At 60.3% G+C, this 23,799-nt stretch carries 17 protein-coding genes; 15 read left to right on the forward strand and 2 right to left on the reverse strand.

Annotation, left to right across the window (positions count from 1 at the left end):
* Positions 1–136: 136 nt before the first annotated feature.
* From rpmE to LOY36_RS01925, 3 genes are all read left to right on the forward strand, one after another.
* The gene (gene rpmE, locus LOY36_RS01915) at positions 137–355 is read left to right on the forward strand and encodes a 50S ribosomal protein L31 (protein WP_018929146.1); all 219 of its coding nucleotides are present in this window, start codon (positions 137–139) and stop codon (positions 353–355) included.
* 35 nt (positions 356–390) lie between these two features.
* Positions 391–1,182, forward strand: coding sequence for a thermonuclease family protein (locus LOY36_RS01920; protein ID WP_258672091.1), 792 nt, complete (start codon positions 391–393; stop codon positions 1,180–1,182).
* A gap of 179 nt (positions 1,183–1,361) precedes the next feature.
* Positions 1,362–2,630 (forward strand): malic enzyme-like NAD(P)-binding protein, encoded by a 1,269-nt coding sequence (locus tag LOY36_RS01925; RefSeq protein WP_204123936.1) that lies wholly within the window; start codon positions 1,362–1,364, stop codon positions 2,628–2,630.
* A 132-nt stretch (positions 2,631–2,762) separates the two neighbouring features.
* Here the strand turns inward: LOY36_RS01925 and LOY36_RS01930 are convergent, their stop codons facing one another.
* Positions 2,763–5,201, reverse strand: a complete 2,439-nt coding sequence (locus tag LOY36_RS01930; protein WP_408981114.1) for a penicillin-binding protein 1A — start codon at positions 5,199–5,201, stop codon at positions 2,763–2,765.
* Between the two features lie 216 nt (positions 5,202–5,417).
* Between LOY36_RS01930 and LOY36_RS01935 the strand changes: the two genes are divergently transcribed.
* The 11 genes from LOY36_RS01935 (at position 5,418) to hemE (ending at position 21,147) form a co-directional block, all read left to right on the forward strand.
* On the forward strand, positions 5,418–6,482 hold the full coding sequence (locus LOY36_RS01935) for a pilus assembly protein PilM (RefSeq protein ID WP_019581855.1): 1,065 nt from the start codon (positions 5,418–5,420) through the stop codon (positions 6,480–6,482).
* Positions 6,482–7,048 carry a PilN domain-containing protein gene (locus tag LOY36_RS01940; protein ID WP_019650784.1) on the forward strand — a complete coding sequence of 189 codons (567 nt, stop codon included), beginning with the start codon at positions 6,482–6,484 and terminating at the stop codon, positions 7,046–7,048. Before LOY36_RS01935 ends, LOY36_RS01940 begins: the two co-directional genes overlap by 1 nt.
* The gene (gene pilO, locus LOY36_RS01945; RefSeq protein WP_019581857.1) at positions 7,045–7,668 is read left to right on the forward strand and encodes a type 4a pilus biogenesis protein PilO; all 624 of its coding nucleotides are present in this window, start codon (positions 7,045–7,047) and stop codon (positions 7,666–7,668) included. The genes LOY36_RS01940 and pilO overlap by 4 nt, the downstream gene beginning before the upstream one ends.
* Positions 7,665–8,192, forward strand: coding sequence for a pilus assembly protein PilP (locus LOY36_RS01950; RefSeq protein WP_258672094.1), 528 nt, complete (start codon positions 7,665–7,667; stop codon positions 8,190–8,192). Before pilO ends, LOY36_RS01950 begins: the two co-directional genes overlap by 4 nt.
* A gap of 13 nt (positions 8,193–8,205) precedes the next feature.
* Positions 8,206–10,281 (forward strand): type IV pilus secretin PilQ, encoded by a 2,076-nt coding sequence (gene pilQ, locus LOY36_RS01955; RefSeq protein ID WP_258672095.1) that lies wholly within the window; start codon positions 8,206–8,208, stop codon positions 10,279–10,281.
* Positions 10,282–10,285: 4 nt separating this feature from the next.
* Positions 10,286–10,804, forward strand: coding sequence for a shikimate kinase AroK (gene aroK, locus LOY36_RS01960; RefSeq protein WP_019581860.1), 519 nt, complete (start codon positions 10,286–10,288; stop codon positions 10,802–10,804).
* 150 nt (positions 10,805–10,954) lie between these two features.
* Complete coding sequence (aroB, locus tag LOY36_RS01965; protein ID WP_019581861.1) at positions 10,955–12,055, forward strand: 3-dehydroquinate synthase; 1,101 nt, start codon at positions 10,955–10,957, stop codon at positions 12,053–12,055.
* Between the two features lie 10 nt (positions 12,056–12,065).
* On the forward strand, positions 12,066–13,679 hold the full coding sequence (locus LOY36_RS01970; RefSeq protein ID WP_019650780.1) for an AAA family ATPase: 1,614 nt from the start codon (positions 12,066–12,068) through the stop codon (positions 13,677–13,679).
* 349 nt (positions 13,680–14,028) lie between these two features.
* Positions 14,029–18,474 carry a glutamate synthase large subunit gene (gene gltB / locus LOY36_RS01975; RefSeq protein ID WP_258672097.1) on the forward strand — a complete coding sequence of 1,482 codons (4,446 nt, stop codon included), beginning with the start codon at positions 14,029–14,031 and terminating at the stop codon, positions 18,472–18,474.
* A gap of 33 nt (positions 18,475–18,507) precedes the next feature.
* Positions 18,508–19,926: an FAD-dependent oxidoreductase gene (locus LOY36_RS01980; protein ID WP_007936832.1), complete on the forward strand. Its 1,419-nt coding sequence runs from the start codon at positions 18,508–18,510 to the stop codon at positions 19,924–19,926.
* Positions 19,927–20,079: 153 nt separating this feature from the next.
* On the forward strand, positions 20,080–21,147 hold the full coding sequence (hemE, locus tag LOY36_RS01985) for a uroporphyrinogen decarboxylase (RefSeq protein WP_018928609.1): 1,068 nt from the start codon (positions 20,080–20,082) through the stop codon (positions 21,145–21,147).
* A gap of 70 nt (positions 21,148–21,217) precedes the next feature.
* Here the strand turns inward: hemE and LOY36_RS01990 are convergent, their stop codons facing one another.
* Positions 21,218–22,492 carry an MFS transporter gene (locus tag LOY36_RS01990; protein ID WP_258672098.1) on the reverse strand — a complete coding sequence of 425 codons (1,275 nt, stop codon included), beginning with the start codon at positions 22,490–22,492 and terminating at the stop codon, positions 21,218–21,220.
* A gap of 118 nt (positions 22,493–22,610) precedes the next feature.
* Between LOY36_RS01990 and LOY36_RS01995 the strand changes: the two genes are divergently transcribed.
* Positions 22,611–23,507 carry a LysR family transcriptional regulator gene (locus LOY36_RS01995; RefSeq protein WP_086944120.1) on the forward strand — a complete coding sequence of 299 codons (897 nt, stop codon included), beginning with the start codon at positions 22,611–22,613 and terminating at the stop codon, positions 23,505–23,507.
* Positions 23,508–23,799 lie beyond the last annotated feature (292 nt).

Raw genomic sequence — 23,799 nt, forward strand, 5'->3', positions numbered from 1 at the left:
GGCCGGGAGCCTAGCAGACGGTCGGTTTCAGTGACAGCTTGCGTGATCGGCATTGTCTGGTAGAATCCGCGGCCTAATTACGTGCGGTATTCAACAATAGTGTTGGGTGGCGGCACGCTAGCCTGAGGAAGACACCATGAAAGCTGATATCCATCCAGAATACCCAGCAGTTGCTGTTACCTGCAGCTGCGGCAACAAGTTCGAAACCCGTTCGACCTACGGCAAAGCCCTGGCGATCGACGTTTGCAACGAATGCCACCCGTTCTACACCGGTAAGCAAAAGACTCTGGACACTGGCGGCCGCGTTCAGCGTTTCGCAGACCGTTTCGGTGCTTTCGGCGCGAAAAAGGCCTAAGGCCGATCAACTTGGGAAGCCGTTACGGTTTTTCCATGCTGATAAAAAAGGCGTCCCTCGCGGGCGCCTTTTTTATGCCTGCGATTTGGCTTTCCGCTGCCCAGGCCTTCTGCCCGGCACCGAGCGGGCTGACGCCGGTTGTGGTGCAGCGGGTGGTGGATGGCGACACCTTGCGTCTGAGCGATGGGCGCAGTGTGCGCATGATCGGTTTGAACACGCCGGAGCTGGGCAAGCAGGGTCGTTCCGACGAGCCGTTCGCCGTGGCCGCGCGCAAACGCCTGGAAGCCCTGGTGGCCGCCAGCGACGGGCGGGTCGGTTTGCTGTCGGGTAAAGAAGGCAAGGACCATTACGGTCGCACCCTGGCCCATGTCTACAGCGTCGATGGCGCCAACCTCGAAGCGCAGATGCTTGCTGAAGGTCTCGGTTTTCAGGTCGCGGTAGCGCCGAACGTCGATTTGGTCGGCTGCCAGCAGGCGGCGGAACGCAGTGCTCGTCAGGCCGGCCTCGGGCTGTGGCGACAGTCACCTGTGCTGAAAGCGGAGCAGATCAACGCGTCCGGCTTCGCCGTGCTCAGTGGCCGTGTGAGCAAGGTTCAGCGCAATCGTGGCGGGGTTTGGATCGAGTTGCAGGATTCAGTTGTATTGCGGGTTGCACCCAATATGTTGGGCCAGTTCGATGGCGCATCGCTTGAAAGGCTCATAGGCAAGCAAATCGAGGCTCGTGGCTGGGTCGTGGATCGTTCGCGCCGTGGCGGACTGAAGCCCGGACAGGCGCGCTGGCTTTTGCCGCTGACCGATCCGGCGATGTTGCAGGTCGCACCGCAATAAAAATTGTAGACATTTATTCTGTAGATTGTGAACAGTCTATCCCTTGTATTCCGTGGCTCTTGGCCCAAAGTCGTAGGGCAGGGCGCTTGACAGGGGTGACTGGTCAGTCTTGTGGGGACTTTGCGACACGAGTATCCTCGGCGGTCCGTCTGTCCAACAGTAAAAAGCGGAATGCCCACATGTCTGATTTGAAAACTGCCGCTCTCGAATATCACGCCAATCCTCGTCCAGGGAAGCTGAGTGTCGAGCTCACCAAGGCCACTGCTACCGCCCGCGACCTGTCGCTGGCCTACAGCCCCGGCGTAGCCGAACCAGTACGCGAAATCGCCCGCGATCCTGAACTGGCCTACAAATACACCGGCAAAGGCAACCTGGTTGCAGTCATTTCCGATGGCACCGCGATTCTGGGCCTGGGTAACCTCGGTCCATTGGCTTCCAAGCCGGTGATGGAAGGTAAAGGTGTTCTGTTCAAGCGCTTCGCCGGCATCGACGTGTTCGACATCGAAGTCGACTCCGAAAGCCCGCAAGCCTTCATCGACACCGTCAAGCGTATCTCCATCACCTTCGGTGGCATCAACCTGGAAGACATCAAGGCACCTGAGTGCTTTGAAATCGAACGCGCTCTGATCGAGCAGTGCGACATTCCGGTATTCCACGATGACCAGCACGGTACCGCGATCGTGACCGCTGCCGGCATGATCAACGCCCTGGAAATCGCCGGTAAAACCCTGCCGGAAGCCAAGATCGTCTGCCTGGGCGCCGGTGCTGCCGCCATCTCCTGCATGAAATTGCTGGTGAGCATGGGCGCCAACATCGAAAACATCTACATGGTTGACCGTACCGGTGTGATCCACTCCGGCCGTGACGACCTGAACCAGTACAAGGCTGTCTTCGCTCACGCGACCGACAAGCGCACCCTGGCTGACGCGCTGGAAGGCGCTGACGTGTTCGTTGGTCTGTCCGGCCCGAACCTGCTGAGCGCTGAAGGCCTGAAGTCCATGGCGGCCAACCCGATCGTGTTCGCGTGCTCGAACCCGGATCCGGAAATCTCCCCGGAGCTGGCGCACGCCACTCGCAACGACGTGATCATGGCCACCGGCCGTTCGGACTACCCGAACCAGGTCAACAACGTACTGGGCTTCCCGTTCATCTTCCGTGGTGCCCTGGACGTTCGCGCCAAGCGCATCAACGAAGAAATGAAAGTGGCTGCCGCCAACGCCCTGCGTGAACTGGCCAAGCTGCCAGTGCCTCAGGAAGTGTGCGACGCCTACGGCGGCATCAAGCTGGAATTCGGTCGTGAGTACATCATCCCGAAACCAATGGATGCCCGTCTGATCACCGTGATCTCCGATGCCGTGGCCAAGGCTGCGATCGAGACCGGCGTGGCGACCCTGCCGTATCCGAAGAACTACCCGCTGAAAAGCGTGGATGACGTGTTCAACGGCTAAGCCGTTGTAGCGCTTCAGCCAAAGGCCCCGGCTCATTCTGAGTCGGGGCTTTTTTGTATCTGAGGGGTTTGCAGGCAGGCAATAAAAAGCCCCGCACTTCTTTCGAAGGCGGGGCTTTTTGGTGTGCGGCGATCAGAACAAATCGATCGGCGCCGCTTCGTCCGCTGGCAGCGGGCTGCCCGGCACATTGCCGTTACCCAGCTCATTCACCGACGGTGGCGTATCTTCGGCCTTGAACAGCTCAAAGTAGGCGCCCGGCGTGCTTGGAGTGGCTGCACGACCGCTGACCGGGTCGACCCGCAGGCTGAGGATGCCTTCAGGTTCCGGCTGGGTATGAGGCGGCTTGCCTTTGAGGGCGGCGCCCATGTAGTTCATCCAGATCGGCAGGGCGACGGTGCCGCCGAACTCGCGTTTGCCCAGGCTTTCCGGTTGGTCGAAGCCGGTCCAGACGGTGGTCACGTAATCGGCGTTGTAGCCGGAGAACCAGGCGTCCTTGGATTCGTTGGTGGTGCCGGTCTTGCCCGCAATGTCACTGCGGCCCAAGGCCAGTGCGCGACGGCCAGTGCCGAGCTTGATTACGTCCTCAAGCATGCTGTTGAGGATGTAGGTAGTGCGGCCATCGATGATGCGTTCGGCCACCGCTGGTGCTTGTGACACTGGCTGGGTGCCCGGCGCTTCGCCTGGGGTGGCGTTGACGGTGAAGGTATTGGCGGCCGGCACGGCGATGCCGTCGCTGACTACGTTGCCTTTCGGAACGCTCGGCGGGTTGGCAACGAACAGTGTGTCGCCGTTGCGGCTTTCGATCTTGTCGATGATGTACGGGGAAATCTTGTAGCCGCCGTTGGCAAAGGTGCTCCAGCCAGTGGCGATTTCCATTGGTGTCAGGGTCGCGGTGCCCAGTGCCAGGGACAGGTTGCGTGGCAGGTCCTGCTTGTTGAAGCCGAACTTGCTGATGTAGTCGATGGTGCGGTCGACGCCCAGCGCTTGCAGCAGGCGGATCGATACCAGATTGCGCGACTTGTAGAGCGCTTCACGCATGCGGATCGGGCCGAGGAAGGTGTTGGTGTCGTTCTTCGGGCGCCAGACCTTGTCCAGGTACTCGTCGACGAACACGATCGGTGCGTCGTTCACCAGGCTGGCGGCGGTGTAGCCGTTATCCAGGGCGGCACTATAGACGAACGGCTTGAAGCTCGAACCCGGCTGACGCTTGGCCTGCATGGCGCGGTTGTAGTTGCTCTGCTCGAAGGCAAAACCGCCGACCAGGGAACGAATGGCGCCGTTCTGCGGATCGAGGGACACCAGTGCGCCCTGGGCCTGCGGAATCTGGCTGAATTTGAGCGAATTGTCCGGCTGACGTTGTACGCGAATCAGATCGCCGACCTGCGCGACGTCCGACGGCTGCTTCGGATTGGCGCCCATGCTGTTGGTGTTCAGGAACGGACGGGCCCACTTCATGGTGTCCCAGGCAACATGCTCTTCGCCGGTGCGGGTCAGCACCTGCACGCCGTTCTTGTCGACCTGGGTCACGATCGCCGGCTCCAGGCTGCTGATGGTCCGCTGCTTGGTCAGTTCCAGGGTCCAGGCCTCTCGGGTTTTACCCGGCAGGCGTGACTCGGGGCCGCGATAACCGTGCCGTTGATCGTAGGTCATCAAGCCTTCGTGAACCGCGCTGTTGGCCATTTCCTGCAAGTCGCTCGGCACCGTGGTGGTGACGCGGAAACCTTCGGTGTACGCATCGCTGCCATAGCGACCGACCATTTCGGCGCGGGCCATTTCGGCGACGTACGGTGCGTTCACTTCCGGGGTCGGCACGTGATAGCTGGCGTTCAGCGGTTCGTTGATCGCCGCGGTGTAGTCGGCTTCGGTGATCTTGCCGAGCTTGTACATGCGCCCCAGGATCCAGTCGCGACGCTCCTTGCTGCGGGCCGGGTTGGCCAGCGGGTTGAAGCGCGACGGGGCTTTTGGCAGACCGGCGATCATCGCCATCTGCGCCAGGCTGACGTCACGAATCGACTTGCCGTAATAGACCTGCGCCGCTGCCTCGATGCCATAGGCGCGGTTGCCCAGATAGATCTTGTTGACGTACAGCTCGAGGATTTCGTCCTTGGTCAGCTGCCGTTCGATCTGCAGGGCCAGGAGAATTTCGGTGGTTTTGCGCGAGAAGCTGCGTTCGCTGCTCAGGAAGAAGTTCTTCGCCACCTGCATGGTGATGGTGCTGCCGCCGGACTGAATGTGTCCGCTCTTTACCAGCTGGGTGGCTGCACGCATCAGGCTGCTGGGATCGACGCCATAGTGGTTGGCGAAATTGTCGTCTTCCGCACTTAGTAACGCATTAATGAAATTTGGGGGAATGTCGGCGAAACGGATCGGCGTACGGCGCATTTCGCCAAATTCTGCGATCAACTTGTTGTCGCTGCTGTACACCCGCAAAGGAATCTGCAACTGAATGCTTCTCAGCGCCTCCACAGATGGCAATCCAGGGCTAAGGTAAAGAAAGGCGCCGCTCAGACCCAGGAGCAGTCCGCAGAAAACGGCGACGATGGACCAACCGAAGAATTTCAGCAGACGAATCAAGGCTTTTGGATATCCAGGGCAAAGAATGAATTAGGCATCAGGGTTCAGGCTATAAAGAGAATGACCCGCGCTTGCAGTGAAAGCGGAAAAACGCTCGGCATTATAAGCATTTTTCCGCAGGGAGCGTCATTTGCGCTTCTGTCAAGACGGGGGTATTGAACGCAATGGATATTACAGAGTCCGTAACTCACGGATAGTCATAGGGAATTGGTAGTGCTAGGACTCTTCAATAAAAAAACCAATGCGCTTCTGGGGATCGACATCAGCTCTACGTCGGTGAAGCTGTTGGAGTTAAGCCGCCAAGGCGACCGTTATCGGGTCGAGGCCTATGCGGTCGAGCCGCTGCCCGCCAGTGCCGTGGTCGAAAAAAATATTGCCGAGCTCGAAGGCGTGGGGCAGGCCCTTGCGCGCGTGCTGCTCAAGGCCAAAACCAGCCAGAGGAACGTCGCCGTGGCGGTCGCCGGCTCGGCGGTGATCACCAAGACCATCGAGATGGACGCCGGTCTTTCCGACGACGAGATGGAAAACCAGCTGAAGATCGAGGCCGATCAGTACATCCCGTATCCGCTGGATGAAGTGGCGATCGACTTCGAAGTGCAAGGCGCGTCGGTGCGCAACCCCGAGCGGGTCAATGTGCTGCTGGCCGCCTGTCGCAAGGAAAACGTCGAGGTTCGTGAAGCGGCCCTGGCCCTGGCCGGGCTGACCGCGCGAGTGGTCGATGTCGAAGCCTATGCCCTGGAGCGATCGTTCGGCCTGCTGGCAACCCAGCTGGCCGCTTCTCAGGAGCATCTGACCGTGGCGGTGGTCGATATCGGCGCCACCATGACCACCCTGAGCGTGTTGAACAATGGGCGGATCATCTACACCCGCGAACAATTGTTCGGCGGCCGACAACTGACGGAAGAAATCCAGCGCCGTTATGGCCTGACGGTCGAGCAGGCAGGGTTGGCGAAGAAACAGGGCGGTTTGCCGGACGATTACGTCAGTGAGGTCTTGCAGCCGTTTCGGGATGCGTTGGTGCAACAAGTATCGCGCTCATTGCAGTTTTTCTTTGCCTCCGGCCAGTACAGCTCGGTCGATCACATTCTCCTGGCCGGCGGCACTGCCTCGGTCCCAGGGCTGGACCGGTTGATCGAGCAGCGTCTGGGGACGCCGACCCAGGTCGCCAATCCATTCTCTGACATGACCCTGAGCAGCAGGGTCAACGCCAGTGCCCTGGCGAGCGATGCGCCGGCACTGATGATCGCCTGCGGGCTGGCCCTCAGGAGTTTCGACTGATGGCACGGATCAATCTTTTACCCTGGCGTGAAGAGTTGCGCGAAGCGCGGCGCAAACGCTTTTTGCTGGCGTTGGTCGGTGTGCTGGCAGGGTCGGTGGGGGCACTGCTGATCACGGACCAGGTCATTAACAGCGCCATTGATCGACAAGTCGCGCGTAACGATTACATCGCCAAGCAGATTGCCGTGGTCGACGAGCGGATCAAACAGATCAGCGATCTGAAGGCTCGTCGCCAGCAGCTCGTCGAGCGCATGCGCATCATCCAGGACCTGCAAGGCAACCGGCCGATCAGCGGGAGGATCTTCGATCAGTTGGCGCGCACCTTGCCGGACGGCGTGTATTTCACCGAAGTGAAAATGGTCGGCAAGACCTTGTCCATCTCCGGCGCGGCGGAGTCCAACAATCGTGTTTCGGATTTGATGCGCAATCTGGATGCATCCGACTGGTTCGATGCGCCCAATCTCACGGAAGTCAAAGCGAACACCGCCGGTCAGCTGGATCAGGCCAATGTTTTTCAGTTGACCGTCCGTCAGACTCAGCCGGCAATTGTGGGGGTGGCTAAATGAGGCCGTCCGAATGGCTCGAAGGGTTGCGCCAGATCGACATCAGCGATCTGGACACCAACAACATGGGTTCCTGGCCAAGGGCGATCAAGGTCCTTGCGAGTGTTCTGCTGATGGTGCTGGTGCTGGCCCTGGGCTATAGCTTCCTGATCAGCGACCTGCAAAGCCACCTGGAACTCAAGCGTGAGGAGGAGTCGACGCTCAAGGAGCAGTTCGCGACCAAAGCCCACATGGCGGCCAATCTTGAGCTGTATACCCAGCAGATGAAGGAAATGGAGAATTCCTTCGGCATGCTATTACGGCAATTGCCCAGCGACACCGAAGTGCCCGGCCTGCTGGAGGACATCACCCGCACCGGCCTGGGCAGCGGCCTGGAATTCGAAGAGATCAAGCTGCTGCCGGAGGTCACCCAGCAGTTCTACATCGAACTCCCTATCCAGATCACCGTCACCGGCGCTTATCACGACCTGGCCACTTTCGTCAGCGGCGTGGCGGGGTTGCCCCGGATCGTCACCCTGCATGATTTCGACCTGGTGCCGGCCAATCCCGAAGGCGGTCCGAAGCTGCGCATGAGCATCCTTGCCAAGACCTACCGCTACAACGACAAGGGGTTGCAGAAATGAACCCGATTCGTTGCCTGTCGATGGTGATGTGCCTGGTCATCCTGGCCGGTTGTGGTGGTGACAATGGTTTCAGCGACATCGACGCCTACCTGAACGAAGTGCGCCTGCGAGCGCCCGGCAAGATTGAGCCAGCGCCGACATTCCAGTCTTATCCGACATTCACCTACAGCGCTGCCAACCTGCGCAGCCCGTTCTCCCGGCAGGTCAGAGTCGATCTGGCTGGCCAGAAGCACGGCTCGCGCAACGTCAAACCCGACCCCAATCGGGTCAAGCAGTACCTCGAAGGCTTCAACATCGAACAATTTGAAATGGTCGGCACAATCTCCAATGCCTCCGGCTCCTTTGCGCTACTGCGCGGGGCGGGCGGTGTGCATCGGCTGAAAGTCGGCGATTACCTGGGACGTAATGATGGGCGGATCGTCGCCATCAGCGCTTCGCAAGTCGATGTGGTCGAAATCGTTCCCGATGGCGAAGGTGCCTGGCTGGAGCGGCCGCGGACCATCCCTTTGAAAGAGCACTCATAGTGGAACTCGAACAATGAACAGGATTTTCTCAACCTTCGGTATTTCGCTATGGATAGCGTTTCTGTCGCCGTTGGTACAGGCGGCCAACCTCAAAGCGCTGGATGTCGCCGCGCTGCCTGGTGACCGTGTCGAGCTGAAGTTGTCGTTCGACGGGCCGCCACCGCAGCCGCATGGCTATACGACGGAGCAGCCTGCGCGGATTGCGCTGGACCTGCCGGGCGTTACCAGCCAACTGGCGAGCAAGAGTCGAGACCTGGGCAGCGGCAATGCCCGCAGCGCCACGGTGGTGGAAGCCAAGGACCGCACACGGCTGATCATCGGTCTGACTCAGCTGACTCCGTATAACGCACGCGTCGAAGGCAACAACCTGTTTGTGGTTGTCGGGCAGGCGGCCGGTAACAAGGCGTCCAAACCGATTGCCAGCGCACCACGCGCGGCCACGGCGGTACCCGCGCCCGCCAGAGCCAGTGCTCCCGTGGGCAAGGCTATTCGTGGCGTGGATTTCCAGCGTGGCACCCAGGGTGAAGGCAACGTGGTTATCGATCTGTCGGATCCGTCCATCGCCCCGGACATTCAGGAACGCGATGGCAAGATCATCGTCGGCTTCACCAAAACCCAATTGCCTGAGCGGTTGCGCGTCCGTCTCGACGTCAAGGATTTCGCTACCCCGGTGCAGTTCGTCAACGCCAGCGCCACGGGCGACCGGGCCATCATCAGTATCGAGCCCAGCGGCGCCTTCGATTATTCGACCTACCAGACCGATAACAAACTGACCGTCAGCATCCGGCCGATGACGGTCGATGACTTGCAAAAACGCAACGCCGAACGTTTTGCCTACAGCGGCGAAAAGCTCTCGCTAAATTTCCAGGACATCGATGTGCGCTCGGTGCTGCAACTGATCGCCGATTTCACCAACCTCAATCTGGTGGCCAGTGACACGGTGCAGGGCGGCATCACGTTGCGCCTGCAGAATGTGCCGTGGGATCAGGCGCTGGACCTGGTGTTGAAAACCAAAGGCCTGGATAAGCGCAAGATTGGCAATGTGTTGCTGGTAGCGCCGGCCGATGAAATCGCCGCCCGGGAGCGTCAGGAACTGGAGTCGCAGAAACAAATCGCCGAACTGGCGCCTCTGCGTCGCGAACTGTTGCAGGTCAACTACGCCAAGGCCGCGGATATCGCCAAACTGTTCCAGTCGGTGACCAGCGCCGAGGCGAAAGTCGACGAGCGCGGTTCAATCACTGTCGATGAGCGGACCAACAACATCATTGCCTACCAGACCCAGGACCGCCTCGACGAACTGCGTCGCATCGTTGCACAGCTGGATATTCCGGTGCGTCAGGTGATGATCGAGGCGCGCATCGTTGAGGCCAACGTCGATTACGACAAAAGCCTCGGCGTGCGCTGGGGCGGTTCGGTGCAGAAGGGTAATTGGAACGGCTCCGGGGTCAACGGCTCTTCGACCACCGTCGGCACGCCGGGCAGCACCAGCACCAACTCGCCGTTCGTCGACCTTGGGACTTCCTCCAACACCTCGGGGATCGGCATCGCTTTCATTACCGACAATGTGCTGCTGGATCTTGAGCTGACGGCCATGGAGAAAACCGGCAACGGGGAAATCGTCTCGCAGCCCAAGGTGGTCACGTCTGACAAGGAAACCGCGAAAATCCTCAAGGGCACCGAAATCCCCTATCAGGAAGCCAGCTCCAGCGGTGCCACTTCAGTGTCGTTCAAGGAAGCCTCGCTGTCCCTGGAAGTGACGCCGCAGATCACCCCGGACAACCGCATCATCATGGAGGTCAAGGTCACCAAGGACGAACCGGACTACCTGAACAAAGTGCAGGATGTACCGCCGATCAAGAAAAACGAGGTCAACGCCAAGGTATTGGTCAACGACGGCGAGACCATCGTGATTGGTGGGGTTTTCTCAAATACTCAGAGCAAGGTTGTAGATAAGGTGCCATTTCTCGGTGATGTGCCGTATCTTGGCCGCCTTTTCCGGCGTGACGTGGTTTCGGAGAAAAAATCCGAGCTGCTGGTATTTCTCACTCCGCGTATCATGAACAATCAGGCGATTGCTGTGAGTCATTGATTCTGTGCGAAATTTGATTCTTGTTGGACCGATGGGGGCTGGAAAAAGCACCATCGGCCGGTTGCTGGCCAAAGAGCTGCGCCTGCCGTTCAAAGATTCCGATAAGGAAATTGAATTGCGCACGGGCGCCAATATCCCGTGGATTTTCGATAAAGAAGGCGAGCCGGGCTTTCGTGACCGCGAGCAGGCGATGATTGCCGAGCTGTGCGCGTCCGACGGCGTAGTGTTGGCGACCGGTGGCGGAGCGGTAATGCGCGAAGCCAATCGTCGGGCGCTGCACGCCGGTGGTCGGGTGGTCTATCTGCACGCGTCTGTCGAGCAGCAAGTGGGCCGAACGGCTCGCGATCGCAATCGGCCACTGCTGCGCACCGCCGATCCGGCCAAGACCCTGCGGGACTTGCTGGCGATCCGTGACCCGCTGTATCGGGAAATCGCCGACCTGGTGGTGGAAACCGATGAGCGGCCGCCGCGGATGGTGGTGCTCGATATTCTCGAACGCTTGCAGCAGCTGCCGCCCCGTTAATGCACGGGGCGAAATGCGCTATCCTCGGCGTCCTGTCGCAGCCGCTCAAGGTTGTGGCGGATGGCTACCGGACGGCGTCACACCAGCAGACGCCATGGAATTCGTAAACTCAAGGCAGGACGCCTGATTCCATCTTCACTGTGGGGACACATGCAGACACTCAAGGTCGATCTAGGCGAGCGCAGCTACCCGATTCATATTGGCGAAGGTTTGTTGGATAAACCTGAGCTGCTGGCCCCGCATATTCGCGGGCGGCAGGTGGCGATCATCTCCAACGAGACCGTCGCGCCGCTCTACCTCGAGCGTCTGACCCGCAGTCTGGCGCAGTTTTCGGTCATTTCCGTGGTGCTGCCCGACGGCGAAGCCTTCAAGACCTGGGAAACCCTGCAACTGATTTTCGATGGCCTGCTGACCGCTCGGCACGACCGTCGCACCACGGTGATTGCCCTTGGTGGCGGCGTGATCGGTGACATGGCCGGCTTTGCGGCGGCCTGCTACCAGCGCGGCGTCGATTTCATCCAGGTGCCGACCACATTGCTGTCGCAAGTCGATTCTTCGGTGGGCGGCAAGACCGGGATCAATCATCCGCTGGGCAAGAACATGGTCGGCGCCTTCTATCAGCCCAACGTGGTGCTGATCGATACCGCCACCCTCAATACCCTGCCGGCCCGTGAACTGTCTGCCGGGCTGGCAGAAGTCATCAAGTACGGGCTGATCTGCGACGAGCCGTTCCTGACCTGGCTCGAAGAAAACGTCGATCGCCTGCGCGCCCTGGACCAGGCCGCCCTGACTTACGCCATCGAACGTTCCTGTGCGGCCAAGGCGGCAGTGGTGGGTGCCGACGAGAAAGAGACCGGCGTGCGTGCCACGTTGAACCTGGGGCATACCTTCGGCCACGCGATCGAAACCCATATGGGCTATGGTGTCTGGTTGCATGGTGAAGCAGTCGCTGCTGGCACTGTGATGGCTTTGGAAATGTCCGCGCGCCTGGGCTGGATCAGCGAAGAAGAGCGTGATCGCGGTATTCGCCTGTTCCAGCGCGCCGGCCTGCCGGTCATTCCGCCGGAAGAGATGACCGAAGCCGATTTTCTCGAACACATGGCAATTGACAAGAAAGTGATCGACGGTCGTTTGCGCCTGGTGCTGCTGCGCCACATGGGCGAAGCAGTGGTGACCGACGATTATCCGAAAGAGGTTTTACAGGCCACGCTGGGAGCGGATTACCGCGCCCTGGCTCAGCTTAAAGGTTAATAAGATCCCGATGACTAGTTTGCATGCCGACGAGGCTTTCCTCGGCCATTACCAGTTAAGTCATGACCCTTTCGCTCCACGGGTGCCTGGCTTCAAATTCTTCCCGGCCCAGCGCAAGCCGGTGCTGGGCCAGTTGCACCACCTGGCTCGCTACAGCCAGTTGCTGCTGGTGGTCACCGGCCCGCAAGGCAGCGGCAAAACCCTGTTGCGTCAGGCCCTGGTAGCCAGCACCAACAAACAGTCAGTGCAGAGCGTGGTGGTTTCCGCCCGTGGCGCCGGCGATGCCGCTGGCGTGCTGAATCAAGTGGCTCAGGCGCTGGACGTTGCCCAGGCCGAGATCGGTGCGATCCTGGCTCAAGTGGTGCAGCTTGCGCTCACGGGGCAGGAAGTCTATTTACTGGTGGATGACGCCGAGCAACTCGACGAGTCTGCACTGGAAGCCTTGTTGGCCCTGGCTGCCGGCGCGCCGGAAGGTCGTCCGCATGTATTCCTGTTCGGTGAGTCCTCGCTGATTGCTCAACTTGATGCGCTGAGCCTCGAGGAAGAGCGTTTTCACGTCATCGAATTGCAGCCCTACACCGAAGAAGAAACCCGCGAATATCTGGATCAGCGTCTCGAAGGTGCTGGCCGGGGAATCGAACTTTTCACCGCGGATCAGATCTCTGATATTCACGAAAGCTCCGACGGTTGGCCTGGCAACATCAACCAGGTTGCCCGCGATGCAATGATCGAAGCCATGATTGCCAGCCGCTCAGCGGTCAAGCGTCCAAGTATGGGGTTCAACATGCCGAAGAAACACGTATTGGCAATTTCCGCCGTCGTCGTGGTCGCGGTAGCTGCCGCCTGGTTGATGCCGGGTCGCAACAAAGCACCGACCACCGGCGCGCCTGCCAACGAACAAGCGCAACTGCCGTTGGGTCAGGGCACGCCAAAACCTAACAGTGGCGGCGCTCCCGCTGTGGAATTCGCCGGTAACACGCAACCGATGCCATTACCGCTGGTCGGTAACTCGCAGCCGGTGATGCGTGGTCCGTTGGCCGAAGCGGCCGGAGGCATTACCGAAGGCGATGATGGCGTACCGGTCGAAGGCTCCAGCGCCACACCGCCGACCGTGACCACCACTGCGCCACCGGCAGGCGTTCCAGCGGGGCCCGCGCCAACACCGGCCGCCAAGCCGACGCCTGCGCCGACTCAAATCGCGACCGCCAAGCCTGTCGCGCCTGTGACCAAGCCAGCGCCAGCGCCTGCACCGGCTGCCAAACCGGCTCCAGCGCCCGCCAAGCCGGCCGTCGTGGCCAAACCCGCCGAGAAACCAGCTGCCGTGGCCAAAGCCGCTGGTGGCAGCTGGTACGCAGGCCAGGCACCGGGCAGCTACGTAGTGCAGATCCTTGGCACCAGCTCCGAATCGACCGCGCAAAACTTCGTCAAGGAGCAGGGCGGCGAGTACCGTTATTTCAAGAAAGTGCTCAACGGCAAGCCGCTTTACGTCATCACCTACGGTAGCTTCGCCAACCGCGATGCAGCCGTTACTGCCATCAAGGCCTTGCCAGCGAAGGTTCAGGCTGGTAAACCTTGGCCTCGCACTGTCGCCAGCGTCCAACAGGAACTGGCAACAACTCGCTGAAGATTCGGCGGCCTTACCCAGGCCGCCTCTCCAAGCACCTCAAAATTTCTACAAGCGCATGCCGTCTCTACAGACCGCGTGCCTTGTGGTGTCTGCGTCACAGTAGTCTTTGAGTCGCTGCGGTCAAAATTAAAAAAGTTTTGACTAGCACAGCATATCGCTTTAAACCTTTCACAAATGCGACATAGATTTGCGACATTTCGTCGTCAAATTTGTGGGCCTCTGTGTCGGTGTGTACAATGACCTCCCTTTTGCCCCGCAAAGCTGGCGTACGTTCGGCGTGGATGGTAACTGGTTGAATTGAAAAGAAATTTGCCTCGAAAAGAGGCAGCCTGGTGAGAAAGTGTCTATGAAAGCAGGTCTGTACCAACCAGATGAATTCAAGGATAACTGCGGTTTTGGCCTGATAGCCCATATGCAGGGCGAGCCCAGTCATACCCTTTTGCAAACGGCCATTGAGGCCCTGACCTGCATGACCCACCGCGGTGGGATCAACGCCGACGGCAAGACCGGTGACGGTTGCGGTCTGCTGATTCAAAAGCCGGATGTGTTCCTGCGTGCCATCGCCCAGGAAACCTTCGGCGTCGAACTGCCCAAGCAATATGCCGTGGGCATGGTCTTCTTCAACCAGGATCCGGTGAAAGCCGAAGCCGCTCGCGAGAACATGAACCGCGAAATCCTGGCCGAAGGCCTGACCCTGGTCGGCTGGCGCAAAGTGCCGATCGACACCAGCGTCCTCGGCCGCCTGGCCCTCGAGCGCCTGCCGCTGATCGAGCAAGTGTTCGTCGGTGGTGAAGGCCTGAGCGATCAGGACATGGCGATCAAGCTGTTCAGCGCCCGTCGTCGTTCGTCCGTGGCCAACGCCGCCGATGTCGATCACTACATCTGCAGCTTTTCCCACAAGACCATTATTTACAAAGGCCTGATGATGCCGGCGGATTTGACCGCCTTCTATCCAGACCTGAGCGACCAGCGCCTGCAAACTTCGATCTGCGTGTTCCACCAGCGCTTTTCGACCAACACGCTGCCGAAATGGCCGCTGGCGCAGCCGTTCCGCTTCCTTGCCCACAACGGCGAAATCAACACCATCACCGGCAACCGCAACTGGGCGCAGGCCCGTCGCACCAAGTTCACCAATGATCTGATGGATCTGGATGAACTCGGCCCGCTGGTGAACCGTGTCGGTTCCGACTCCTCCAGCATGGACAACATGCTCGAGCTGATGGTCACCGGTGGCATCGACCTGTTCCGTGGCGTGCGGATGATCATTCCGCCTGCGTGGCAGAACGTCGAAACCATGGACCCGGACCTGCGTGCGTTCTACGAATACAACTCGATGCACATGGAACCGTGGGACGGCCCGGCTGGCGTAGTAATGACCGATGGTCGCTACGCGGTGTGCCTGCTCGACCGTAACGGCCTGCGTCCGGCGCGTTGGGTCACCACCAAGAACGGCTTCATCACCCTGGCGTCGGAAATCGGTGTCTGGAACTACCAGCCTGAAGACGTGATTGCCAAGGGGCGAGTCGGCCCTGGCCAGATCTTTGCCGTGGACACCGAAACCGGTCAGATCCTCGACACCGACGCCATCGACAACCGCTTGAAGTCCCGTCATCCGTACAAGCAATGGCTGCGCAAGAATGCCCTGCGCATTCAGGCGACCATGGAAGACAACGACCACGGTTCGGCGTTCTACGACGTCGATCAGCTCAAGCAGTACATGAAGATGTACCAGGTCACGTTCGAAGAGCGCGACCAAGTGCTGCGTCCGATCGGCGAGCAAGGCTACGAAGCAGTCGGCTCGATGGGCGACGATACGCCGATGGCCGTGCTGTCCCAACGCGTGCGTACGCCGTACGACTATTTCCGTCAGCAGTTCGCGCAGGTCACCAACCCGCCGATCGACCCGCTGCGCGAAGCCATCGTCATGTCGCTGGAAGTCTGCCTCGGTGCCGAGCGCAACATCTTCCAGGAGTCGCCGGAACACGCCTCGCGCGTGATCCTCAGCTCGCCGGTCATTTCTCCGGCCAAGTGGCGCTCGCTGATGAACCTCGATCGCCCAGGCTTCGAGCGTCAGATCATCGACCTCAACTATGACGAGAGCGTCGGTCTCGAAGCCGCGGTGCGTAACGTCGCCGATCAGGCTGAAGAAGCCGTTCGCGCCGGTCGCACCCAGGTCGTACTGAGTGACCGTCACATTGCTCCGGGCAAGCTGCCGATCCACGCTTCGCTGGCGACCGGTGCCGTGCACCACCGCCTGACCGAAAAAGGCCTGCGTTGCGACTCCAACATTCTGGTGGAAACCGCGACCGCTCGTGATCCGCACCACTTCGCGGTGCTGATCGGTTTCGGCGCCTCGGCGGTCTACCCGTTCCTGGCCTATGAAGTGCTGGGCGACCTGATCCGTACCGGTGAAGTGCTGGGCGACCTCTATGAGGTGTTCAAGAACTACCGCAAAGGCATCACCAAGGGCCTGCTCAAGATCCTGTCGAAGATGGGCATCTCGACCATCACGTCGTACCGCGGTGCGCAGCTGTTCGAGGCCATCGGTCTGTCCGAAGAAGTCTGCGAACTGAGCTTCCGTGGCGTGCCAAGCCGCATCAAGGGTGCACGTTTCGTCGACATTGAAGCCGAGCAGAAAGCCCTGGCGGCCGAAGCCTGGAGCCCGCGCAAACCGATCCAGCAGGGCGGTCTGTTGAAGTTCGTCCACGGTGGCGAATATCACGCCTACAACCCGGACGTGGTCAACACCTTGCAAGCCGCTGTGCAGCAGGGTGACTACAGCAAGTTCAAGGAATACACGTCACTGGTGGATAACCGCCCGGTGTCGATGATCCGCGACCTGCTCAAGGTCAAGACCCTCGACACGCCGTTGGATATCAGCGAAGTCGAGCCTCTGGAATCGGTGCTCAAGCGCTTCGACTCCGCTGGTATTTCGCTGGGCGCTCTGTCGCCGGAAGCCCACGAAGCCCTGGCCGAAGCCATGAACCGCCTCGGTGCGCGTTCGAACTCCGGCGAAGGCGGCGAAGACCCGGCGCGCTACGGCACCATCAAGAGCTCGAAAATCAAGCAGGTCGCCACTGGCCGCTTTGGTGTGACTCCGGAATACCTGGTCAATGCTGAAGTGCTGCAGATCAAAGTCGCCCAGGGTGCCAAGCCCGGCGAAGGTGGTCAGTTGCCAGGCGGCAAGGTCAACGGTCTGATCGCCAAGCTGCGTTACGCAGTGCCGGGTGTGACCCTGATTTCGCCTCCGCCGCACCACGACATCTATTCGATCGAAGACTTGTCGCAGCTGATTTTCGACCTGAAACAAGTCAACCCGAATGCGCTGGTTTCGGTGAAACTGGTGGCAGAAGCGGGCGTCGGCACCATCGCGGCCGGTGTGGCCAAGGCCTACGCGGACTTGATCACCATCTCCGGCTACGACGGCGGCACCGGTGCATCGCCACTGACCTCGATCAAATACGCGGGCGCACCGTGGGAACTCGGCCTGGCCGAAACCCACCAGACCCTGCGTGGCAACGACCTGCGCGGCAAAGTCCGGGTACAAACCGATGGTGGCCTGAAAACCGGCCTCGACGTGATCAAGGCCGCGATCCTCGGCGCTGAAAGCTTCGGCTTCGGCACCGCGCCAATGATCGCCCTGGGTTGCAAATACCTGCGTATCTGCCACCTGAACAACTGCGCCACCGGCGTTGCGACTCAGAACGAGAAGCTGCGCAAGGATCACTACATCGGGACCGTCGACATGGTGGTGAATTTCTTCACCTACGTCGCCGAAGAAACCCGTGAGTGGCTGGCCAAGTTGGGCGTGCGCTCCCTCGAAGAGCTGATCGGCCGTACCGATCTGCTGGAAGTCCTCGAAGGCCAGACCGCCAAGCAGAACCACCTGGACCTGACTCCGTTGCTCGGCAGCGATCACATCCCGGCAGACAAGCCTCAATTCTGCCAGGTCGACCGCAACCCGCCGTTCGACAAAGGCCTGTTGGCCGAGAAAATGGTCGACATGGCCACCTCGGCAATCAATGACCTGAGCGGTGCCGATTTCGCCCTGGATATCTGCAACTGCGACCGCTCCATCGGCGCGCGGATCTCCGGTGAAATCGCTCGCAAGCACGGCAATCAGGGCATGGCCAACGCGCCGATCACCTTCCGCTTCAAAGGCACGGCGGGTCAGAGCTTTGGCGTGTGGAACGCTGGCGGCCTGAACATGTACCTGGAAGGCGATGCCAACGACTACGTCGGCAAAGGCATGACCGGCGGCAAACTGGTCATCGTTCCGCCGAAAGGCAGCCTCTACAAGACTCAGGACAGTGCCATCATCGGCAACACCTGCCTGTACGGCGCCACCGGCGGCAAGCTGTTCGCCGCCGGCACCGCGGGCGAGCGTTTCGCGGTGCGTAACTCCGGTGCTCACACTGTGGTGGAAGGCACAGGCGATCACTGCTGCGAGTACATGACCGGTGGTTTCGTCTGCGTTCTGGGCAAGACCGGTTACAACTTCGGCTCAGGCATGACCGGCGGTTTCGCCTACGTGCTCGACCAGGACAACACCTTCGTTGACCGGGTCAACCACGAACTGGTGGAAATCCAGCGGATCAGCGGTGAGGCGATGGAAGCCTATCGCAGCCACCTGCAACGCGTGCTGAACGAATACGTCGAGGAAACCGACAGCGAGTGGGGTCGTAACCTCGCTGAAAACCTCGATGACTATCTGCGTCGTTTCTGGCTGGTCAAGCCCAAGGCTGCCAACCTGAAATCGTTGCTTTCCAGCACCCGTGCCAACCCGCAGTGATATGCGCCTGAAGAGTTTGATGAGGTTTTAACTATGGCTGAACGTCTGAATAACGACTTCCAGTTCATCGATGTCGGGCGCAAGGATCCGAAGAAGAAACTGTTGCGTCAACGCAAGAAAGAGTTCGTGGAAATCTACGAACCGTTCAAACCCCAGCAGTCGGCCGACCAGGCCCACCGCTGCCTGGGTTGCGGTAACCCGTATTGCGAATGGAAGTGCCCGGTGCACAACTTCATTCCCAACTGGCTCAAATTGGTGGCCGAGGGCAACATCCTCCAGGCCGCCGAACTGTCGCACCAGACCAACACCCTGCCGGAAGTCTGCGGCCGGGTGTGTCCTCAGGATCGTCTGTGCGAGGGTGCCTGCACCCTCAACGACGGTTTCGGTGCGGTGACGATCGGTTCGGTCGAGAAGTACATCACCGACACCGCGTTCGCCATGGGCTGGCGTCCGGACATGTCCAAGGTCAAGCCGACTGGCAAGCGTGTTGCGGTAATCGGTGCGGGCCCTGCGGGCCTGGGCTGTGCCGACGTACTGGTGCGTGGCGGTGTGACGCCGGTGGTGTTCGACAAGAACCCGGAAATCGGCGGTCTGCTGACCTTCGGCATTCCTGAGTTCAAGCTGGAAAAGACCGTGCTGAGCAATCGCCGCGAAGTCTTCACCGGCATGGGCATCGAGTTCCGCCTGAACACCGAAGTGGGCAAGGACGTGACCATGGAACAACTGCTCGAAGAATTCGATGCGGTCTTCATGGGCATGGGCACCTACACCTACATGAAGGGCGGCTTCGCCGGCGAGGACCTGCCGGGCGTGCACGATGCGCTGGACTTCCTGATCGCCAACGTCAACCGCAACCTGGGCTTTGAAAAGTCGCCGGAAGATTTCGTCGACATGAAAGGCAAGAAGGTGGTGGTGCTGGGCGGCGGCGACACGGCGATGGACTGCAACCGTACCTCGATTCGTCAGGGCGCCAAGGCGGTGACCTGTGCCTATCGTCGTGACGAAGCGAACATGCCGGGCTCGCGCAAAGAGGTGAAGAACGCCAAGGAAGAAGGCGTGAAATTCCTCTACAACCGCCAGCCGATCGCAATCGTCGGTGAAGACCGTGTCGAAGGCGTGAAGGTGGTCGAGACCCGTCTCGGCGAACCGGACGCCCGTGGCCGTCGCAGCCCCGAGCCGATCCCGGGTTCCGAAGAGATCATCCCGGCCGACGCCGTGGTCATCGCGTTTGGTTTCCGTCCAAGCCCGGCGTCGTGGTTCGAGCAGTTCAGCATCCAGACCGACAGCCAGGGCCGCGTCGTGGCGCCGGAGCAAGGCCAGTACAAGCACCAGACCAGCAACCCGAAAATCTTCGCCGGTGGCGACATGGTGCGCGGTTCCGACCTGGTGGTGACGGCGATCTTCGAAGGCCGCAATGCCGCTGAAGGGATCCTGGATTACCTGGGCGTTTAACCCTCCACTGATCGTTCCCACGCTCTGTGTGGGAACGATCTTTCGATGCCGAAACCGCGACAAATTGACCCGATAGACAAAAGGATCGGCTCTCGCCGTGCCTTTTGCGTCGCGCTCTGAGAAAATGCCCGCACTTTTTTTCCGGATGCCGACATGACTGCCCTGAAGAACGACCGTTTCCTCCGCGCCCTGCTCAAGCAACCCGTAGACGTCACCCCCGTGTGGATGATGCGCCAGGCCGGCCGCTACCTGCCTGAATACCGCGCCAGCCGTGCCAAGGCCGGTGACTTCATGAGCCTGTGCATGAACCCGGCGTTCGCGTGCGAAGTCACGATGCAACCGCTCGACCGCTATCCGCAACTGGATGCGGCGATCCTGTTCTCCGATATCCTGACCATCCCCGATGCCATGGGCCAAGGCCTGTACTTCGAGACCGGCGAAGGTCCGCGCTTCAAGAAAGTCGTCAGCACCCTGGCTGACATCGAAGCCTTGCCGATTCCTGATCCACAGAAAGACCTCGGCTATGTGATGGACGCCGTCAGCACCATCCGCCGCGAACTGAACGGCCGCGTGCCGCTGATCGGTTTTTCCGGCAGCCCATGGACCCTGGCCACCTACATGGTCGAAGGCGGTTCGTCGAAAGACTTCCGCAAGACCAAGGCCATGCTCTACGACAACCCGCAAGCCATGCACCTGCTGCTGGACAAGCTCGCGCAGTCGGTCACCTCGTACCTCAATGGCCAGATCCTGGCCGGCGCGCAAGCGGTGCAGATCTTCGACACCTGGGGCGGCAATCTCTCGGCGGCGGCGTATCAGGAATTCTCCCTGGCCTACATGCGCAAAATCGTCAGCGGGCTGATCCGCGAACACGAAGGCCGCAAAGTGCCGGTCATCCTGTTCACCAAGAACGGCGGCCTGTGGCTGGAAAGCATCGCCGACGCCGGCGCCGATGCGCTGGGCCTGGACTGGACCTGTGACATTGGCGAAGCCCGCCAACGCGTCGGCAACAAAGTCGCCCTGCAAGGCAACATGGACCCGACCGTGCTTTACGCCAAGCCAGAAGCCATCCGCGCCGAAGTCGGCCGGATCCTCGCCAGCTACGGCAAGGGCAGTGGCCACGTGTTCAACCTCGGCCATGGCATTACGCCGGAAGTTGATCCGGAGCATGCCGGTGCATTCCTGCGCGCGGTGCATGAGCTGTCGGCGCAGTATCACGAGTGATCGTCACCCGATAAAAAAAACGCCCGGCATTTGCCGGGCGTTTTTGCATCAAGATCAAAAGATCGCAGCCTTAAGCTTTCAAATTCTCCAACGGCGGCAACTTCGCCAATTTCAACGCCACCAACAGCGCAATCACCAGCAATCCGCTGATGAACAGCCCGATCCCGTTCCAGCCACCCAGATGCCAGGCCATGCCGCCCGCCGTCCCCGCGATACTCGACCCGGCGTAATAGCTGAACAGGTACAACGACGTTGCCTGCCCCTTGGCCTTGGTCGCGCGACGACCGATCCAGCTGCTGGCCACCGAATGCGCGCCGAAGAAGCCGAAGGTGAAGACCAGCATGCCGAAGATCACTACTGGCAGGGGCGTAAACATCGTCAACGCAAGGCCCGCGAGCATCACCACAATGGTTGCCCAGAGCACTTTGCGCCGGCCGAGCTGGTCGGCCAGGGCGCCGATTTTCGCCGAGCTGTAGATGCCCGACAGGTACACCACCGAGAGTAGCCCGACGAAGGCCTGGTCCATGTGATACGGCTCGGCCAGCAGGCGATAGCCGATGTAGTTGAACAGGGTAACGAACGCACCCATCAGCACGAACGCTTCGACAAACAGCAGCGGCAGGCCGGCGTCGCGAAAGTGCATGGTGAAGCCGTCGAGCAGGCTACGCGGGTGCAGCGAGCGGGCGTGGAAATTGCGCGACTCGGGGAGGATTTTCCAGAACACCGCAGCGGCAATCAGCGCCAGGCCGCCGATGACCAGCATTGCCGTGTGCCAGCTGACGAAGTCGATCAGCACCCCGACGATCAAGCGTCCACACATGCCGCCGATGGCGTTGCCACCGATGTACAAGCCCATGGCCAGGCCGATGTGCTGCGGGTGAATTTCTTCACTCAGGTAAGTCATTGCCACCGCCGCCAGACCGCTGAGCGACAGCCCGACCAGCGCCCGCATCACCAACACGCCTTGCCAGCTCGGCATCATCGCACTGGCCATGGTGCAGAGTGCGGCGGCGAACAGTGCGGCGACCATCACCGGTTTACGCCCGATGCGATCGGAGATGGGGCCGGTGATCAGCAAGCCGATGGCGAGAAGGCCGGTGGCGACCGACAGGATCAGGCTGCTCTGGGCCGCATTGATGGAAAACTCGCGGGACAGCAGCGGCATCATCGGCTGCACGCAGTAGAGCAGGGCAAAGGTCGCGAAGCCTCCGGAGAACAGCGCCAGCACCGTGCGCATAAACATCGGTGTGCCTTTCTCGATGTAGATCTCGTTGTGTTCAGCGACGACATCATTCAGCGCGGCGGGCGGGATTTCATGGGCGAGTGGGGCGACAGCAGTTTTCACTTCGGACCTCGGAGGACGCAGCCGGTCAGGCAATGAAAAAATCATATAGCTGGCTAATGTTTCTATCCAATATATTATTCGACCTGTTTGATAGGTTTAACGACCTAATGGAGTTTTCATGGAATTGCGTCACCTACGCTACTTCATTGCCGTCGCCGAAGAACTGCATTTCGGCCGCGCCGCCCAAGTGCTGGGCATCTCGCAGCCGCCGCTGAGCCAGCAGATTCAGGCGCTGGAACAGGAAGTGGGGGCGCGTCTGTTCGAGCGGACCAATCGTCGGGTCGAGCTGAGTGAGGCCGGTCGGCTGTTTCTGGAAGAGGCGCGGCTGGTGCTGGCGCAGGTCGACAAAGCGGCGGATGTGGCTCGGCGGGCACAACTTGGTGAATTGGGTGAACTGAAGATCGGCTTCACCTCGTCGGCGCCGTTCAACTCGACCATTCCCCAGGCGATTTTCTCGTTTCGCCAGCGCTTCCCGGCGGTGCACCTGAACCTGCGGGAAATGAGCAGCACCCAAGTGGCCGATGCGCTGGTGGACGAGTCGATCGAGGTCGGCATCATGCGACCGTTGGGCTTGCCGGACTCCCTCAGCGTGGTGGAACTGATGCGTGAGCCATTGGTGGCGGTGCTCAGCTCCAAGCATCCGCTGGTGGATGGCAGCGAAGAAGGTCTGTTCCTGTCCGCTCTGGCCCTCGAGCCGTTCGTATTTTTCCCGCGCAGCTATGGCAGCGGTCTGTACGCACAACTGCTCACTCTGGCGCGGGACGCCGGCTTCAGCCCGCACTTTGCTCAAGAGGCTGGCGAGGCGATGACCATCATCGGGCTGGTGGCGGCGGGTTTGGGGGTATCGGTGTTGCCGGCGTCTTATCAGCGGATGCGTATCGATGGTGTGGTGTATCGGCCGTTGCTCGATCCGGAGGCGATTTCGGCGGTGTGGCTGGTGCAGCGCAAGGATCAGAAGTCGCCGATGGCCAAGGCGTTTGTGGAGTTGTTGACGCGTAAGGTTGAAGGGAAGTGAAAGCGAGCAAATCACCGCACTCAGGACACTTCAAGTAATGGATCCGTCCTAGTGATTTATCTGAGTTTTACGCAATCAAAGCCGCGGTACGCAACGCTCTTGGCCTGTGATGCCATCAGAGGTGGCACAGTTGGGCGAGTCGCCACCCGTTGTCTCCCGTTAAGTTTCAAGCAATACTGCCCGCGTTCCCGAAAGGGGCTTGTGAGACTCTGAGGATCCTGGGTAACCAGCCATCGCAGAGCCAGGCAGGTACCGGGCGATGACAAGCCGACCTGTTTGTGAAAGGGCGCCG

It is taken from the genome of Pseudomonas sp. B21-019 (assembly GCF_024749225.1).
GTDB lineage: Bacteria > Pseudomonadota > Gammaproteobacteria > Pseudomonadales > Pseudomonadaceae > Aquipseudomonas.

Coding starts and splice junctions, on each gene's coding strand:
- rpmE (WP_018929146.1), top strand. CDS start 137: ATGAAAGCTGATATCCATCCAGAATACCCAGCAGTTGCTGTTACCTGC.
- pilQ (WP_258672095.1), top strand. CDS start 8,206: ATGAACAGGATTTTCTCAACCTTCGGTATTTCGCTATGGATAGCGTTT.
- hemE (WP_018928609.1), top strand. CDS start 20,080: ATGACTGCCCTGAAGAACGACCGTTTCCTCCGCGCCCTGCTCAAGCAA.
- LOY36_RS01970 (WP_019650780.1), top strand. CDS start 12,066: ATGACTAGTTTGCATGCCGACGAGGCTTTCCTCGGCCATTACCAGTTA.
- LOY36_RS01925 (WP_204123936.1), top strand. CDS start 1,362: ATGTCTGATTTGAAAACTGCCGCTCTCGAATATCACGCCAATCCTCGT.
- gltB (WP_258672097.1), top strand. CDS start 14,029: ATGAAAGCAGGTCTGTACCAACCAGATGAATTCAAGGATAACTGCGGT.
- aroB (WP_019581861.1), top strand. CDS start 10,955: ATGCAGACACTCAAGGTCGATCTAGGCGAGCGCAGCTACCCGATTCAT.
- LOY36_RS01950 (WP_258672094.1), top strand. CDS start 7,665: ATGAACCCGATTCGTTGCCTGTCGATGGTGATGTGCCTGGTCATCCTG.
- LOY36_RS01940 (WP_019650784.1), top strand. CDS start 6,482: ATGGCACGGATCAATCTTTTACCCTGGCGTGAAGAGTTGCGCGAAGCG.
- LOY36_RS01980 (WP_007936832.1), top strand. CDS start 18,508: ATGGCTGAACGTCTGAATAACGACTTCCAGTTCATCGATGTCGGGCGC.
- LOY36_RS01995 (WP_086944120.1), top strand. CDS start 22,611: ATGGAATTGCGTCACCTACGCTACTTCATTGCCGTCGCCGAAGAACTG.
- pilO (WP_019581857.1), top strand. CDS start 7,045: ATGAGGCCGTCCGAATGGCTCGAAGGGTTGCGCCAGATCGACATCAGC.
- LOY36_RS01920 (WP_258672091.1), top strand. CDS start 391: ATGCTGATAAAAAAGGCGTCCCTCGCGGGCGCCTTTTTTATGCCTGCG.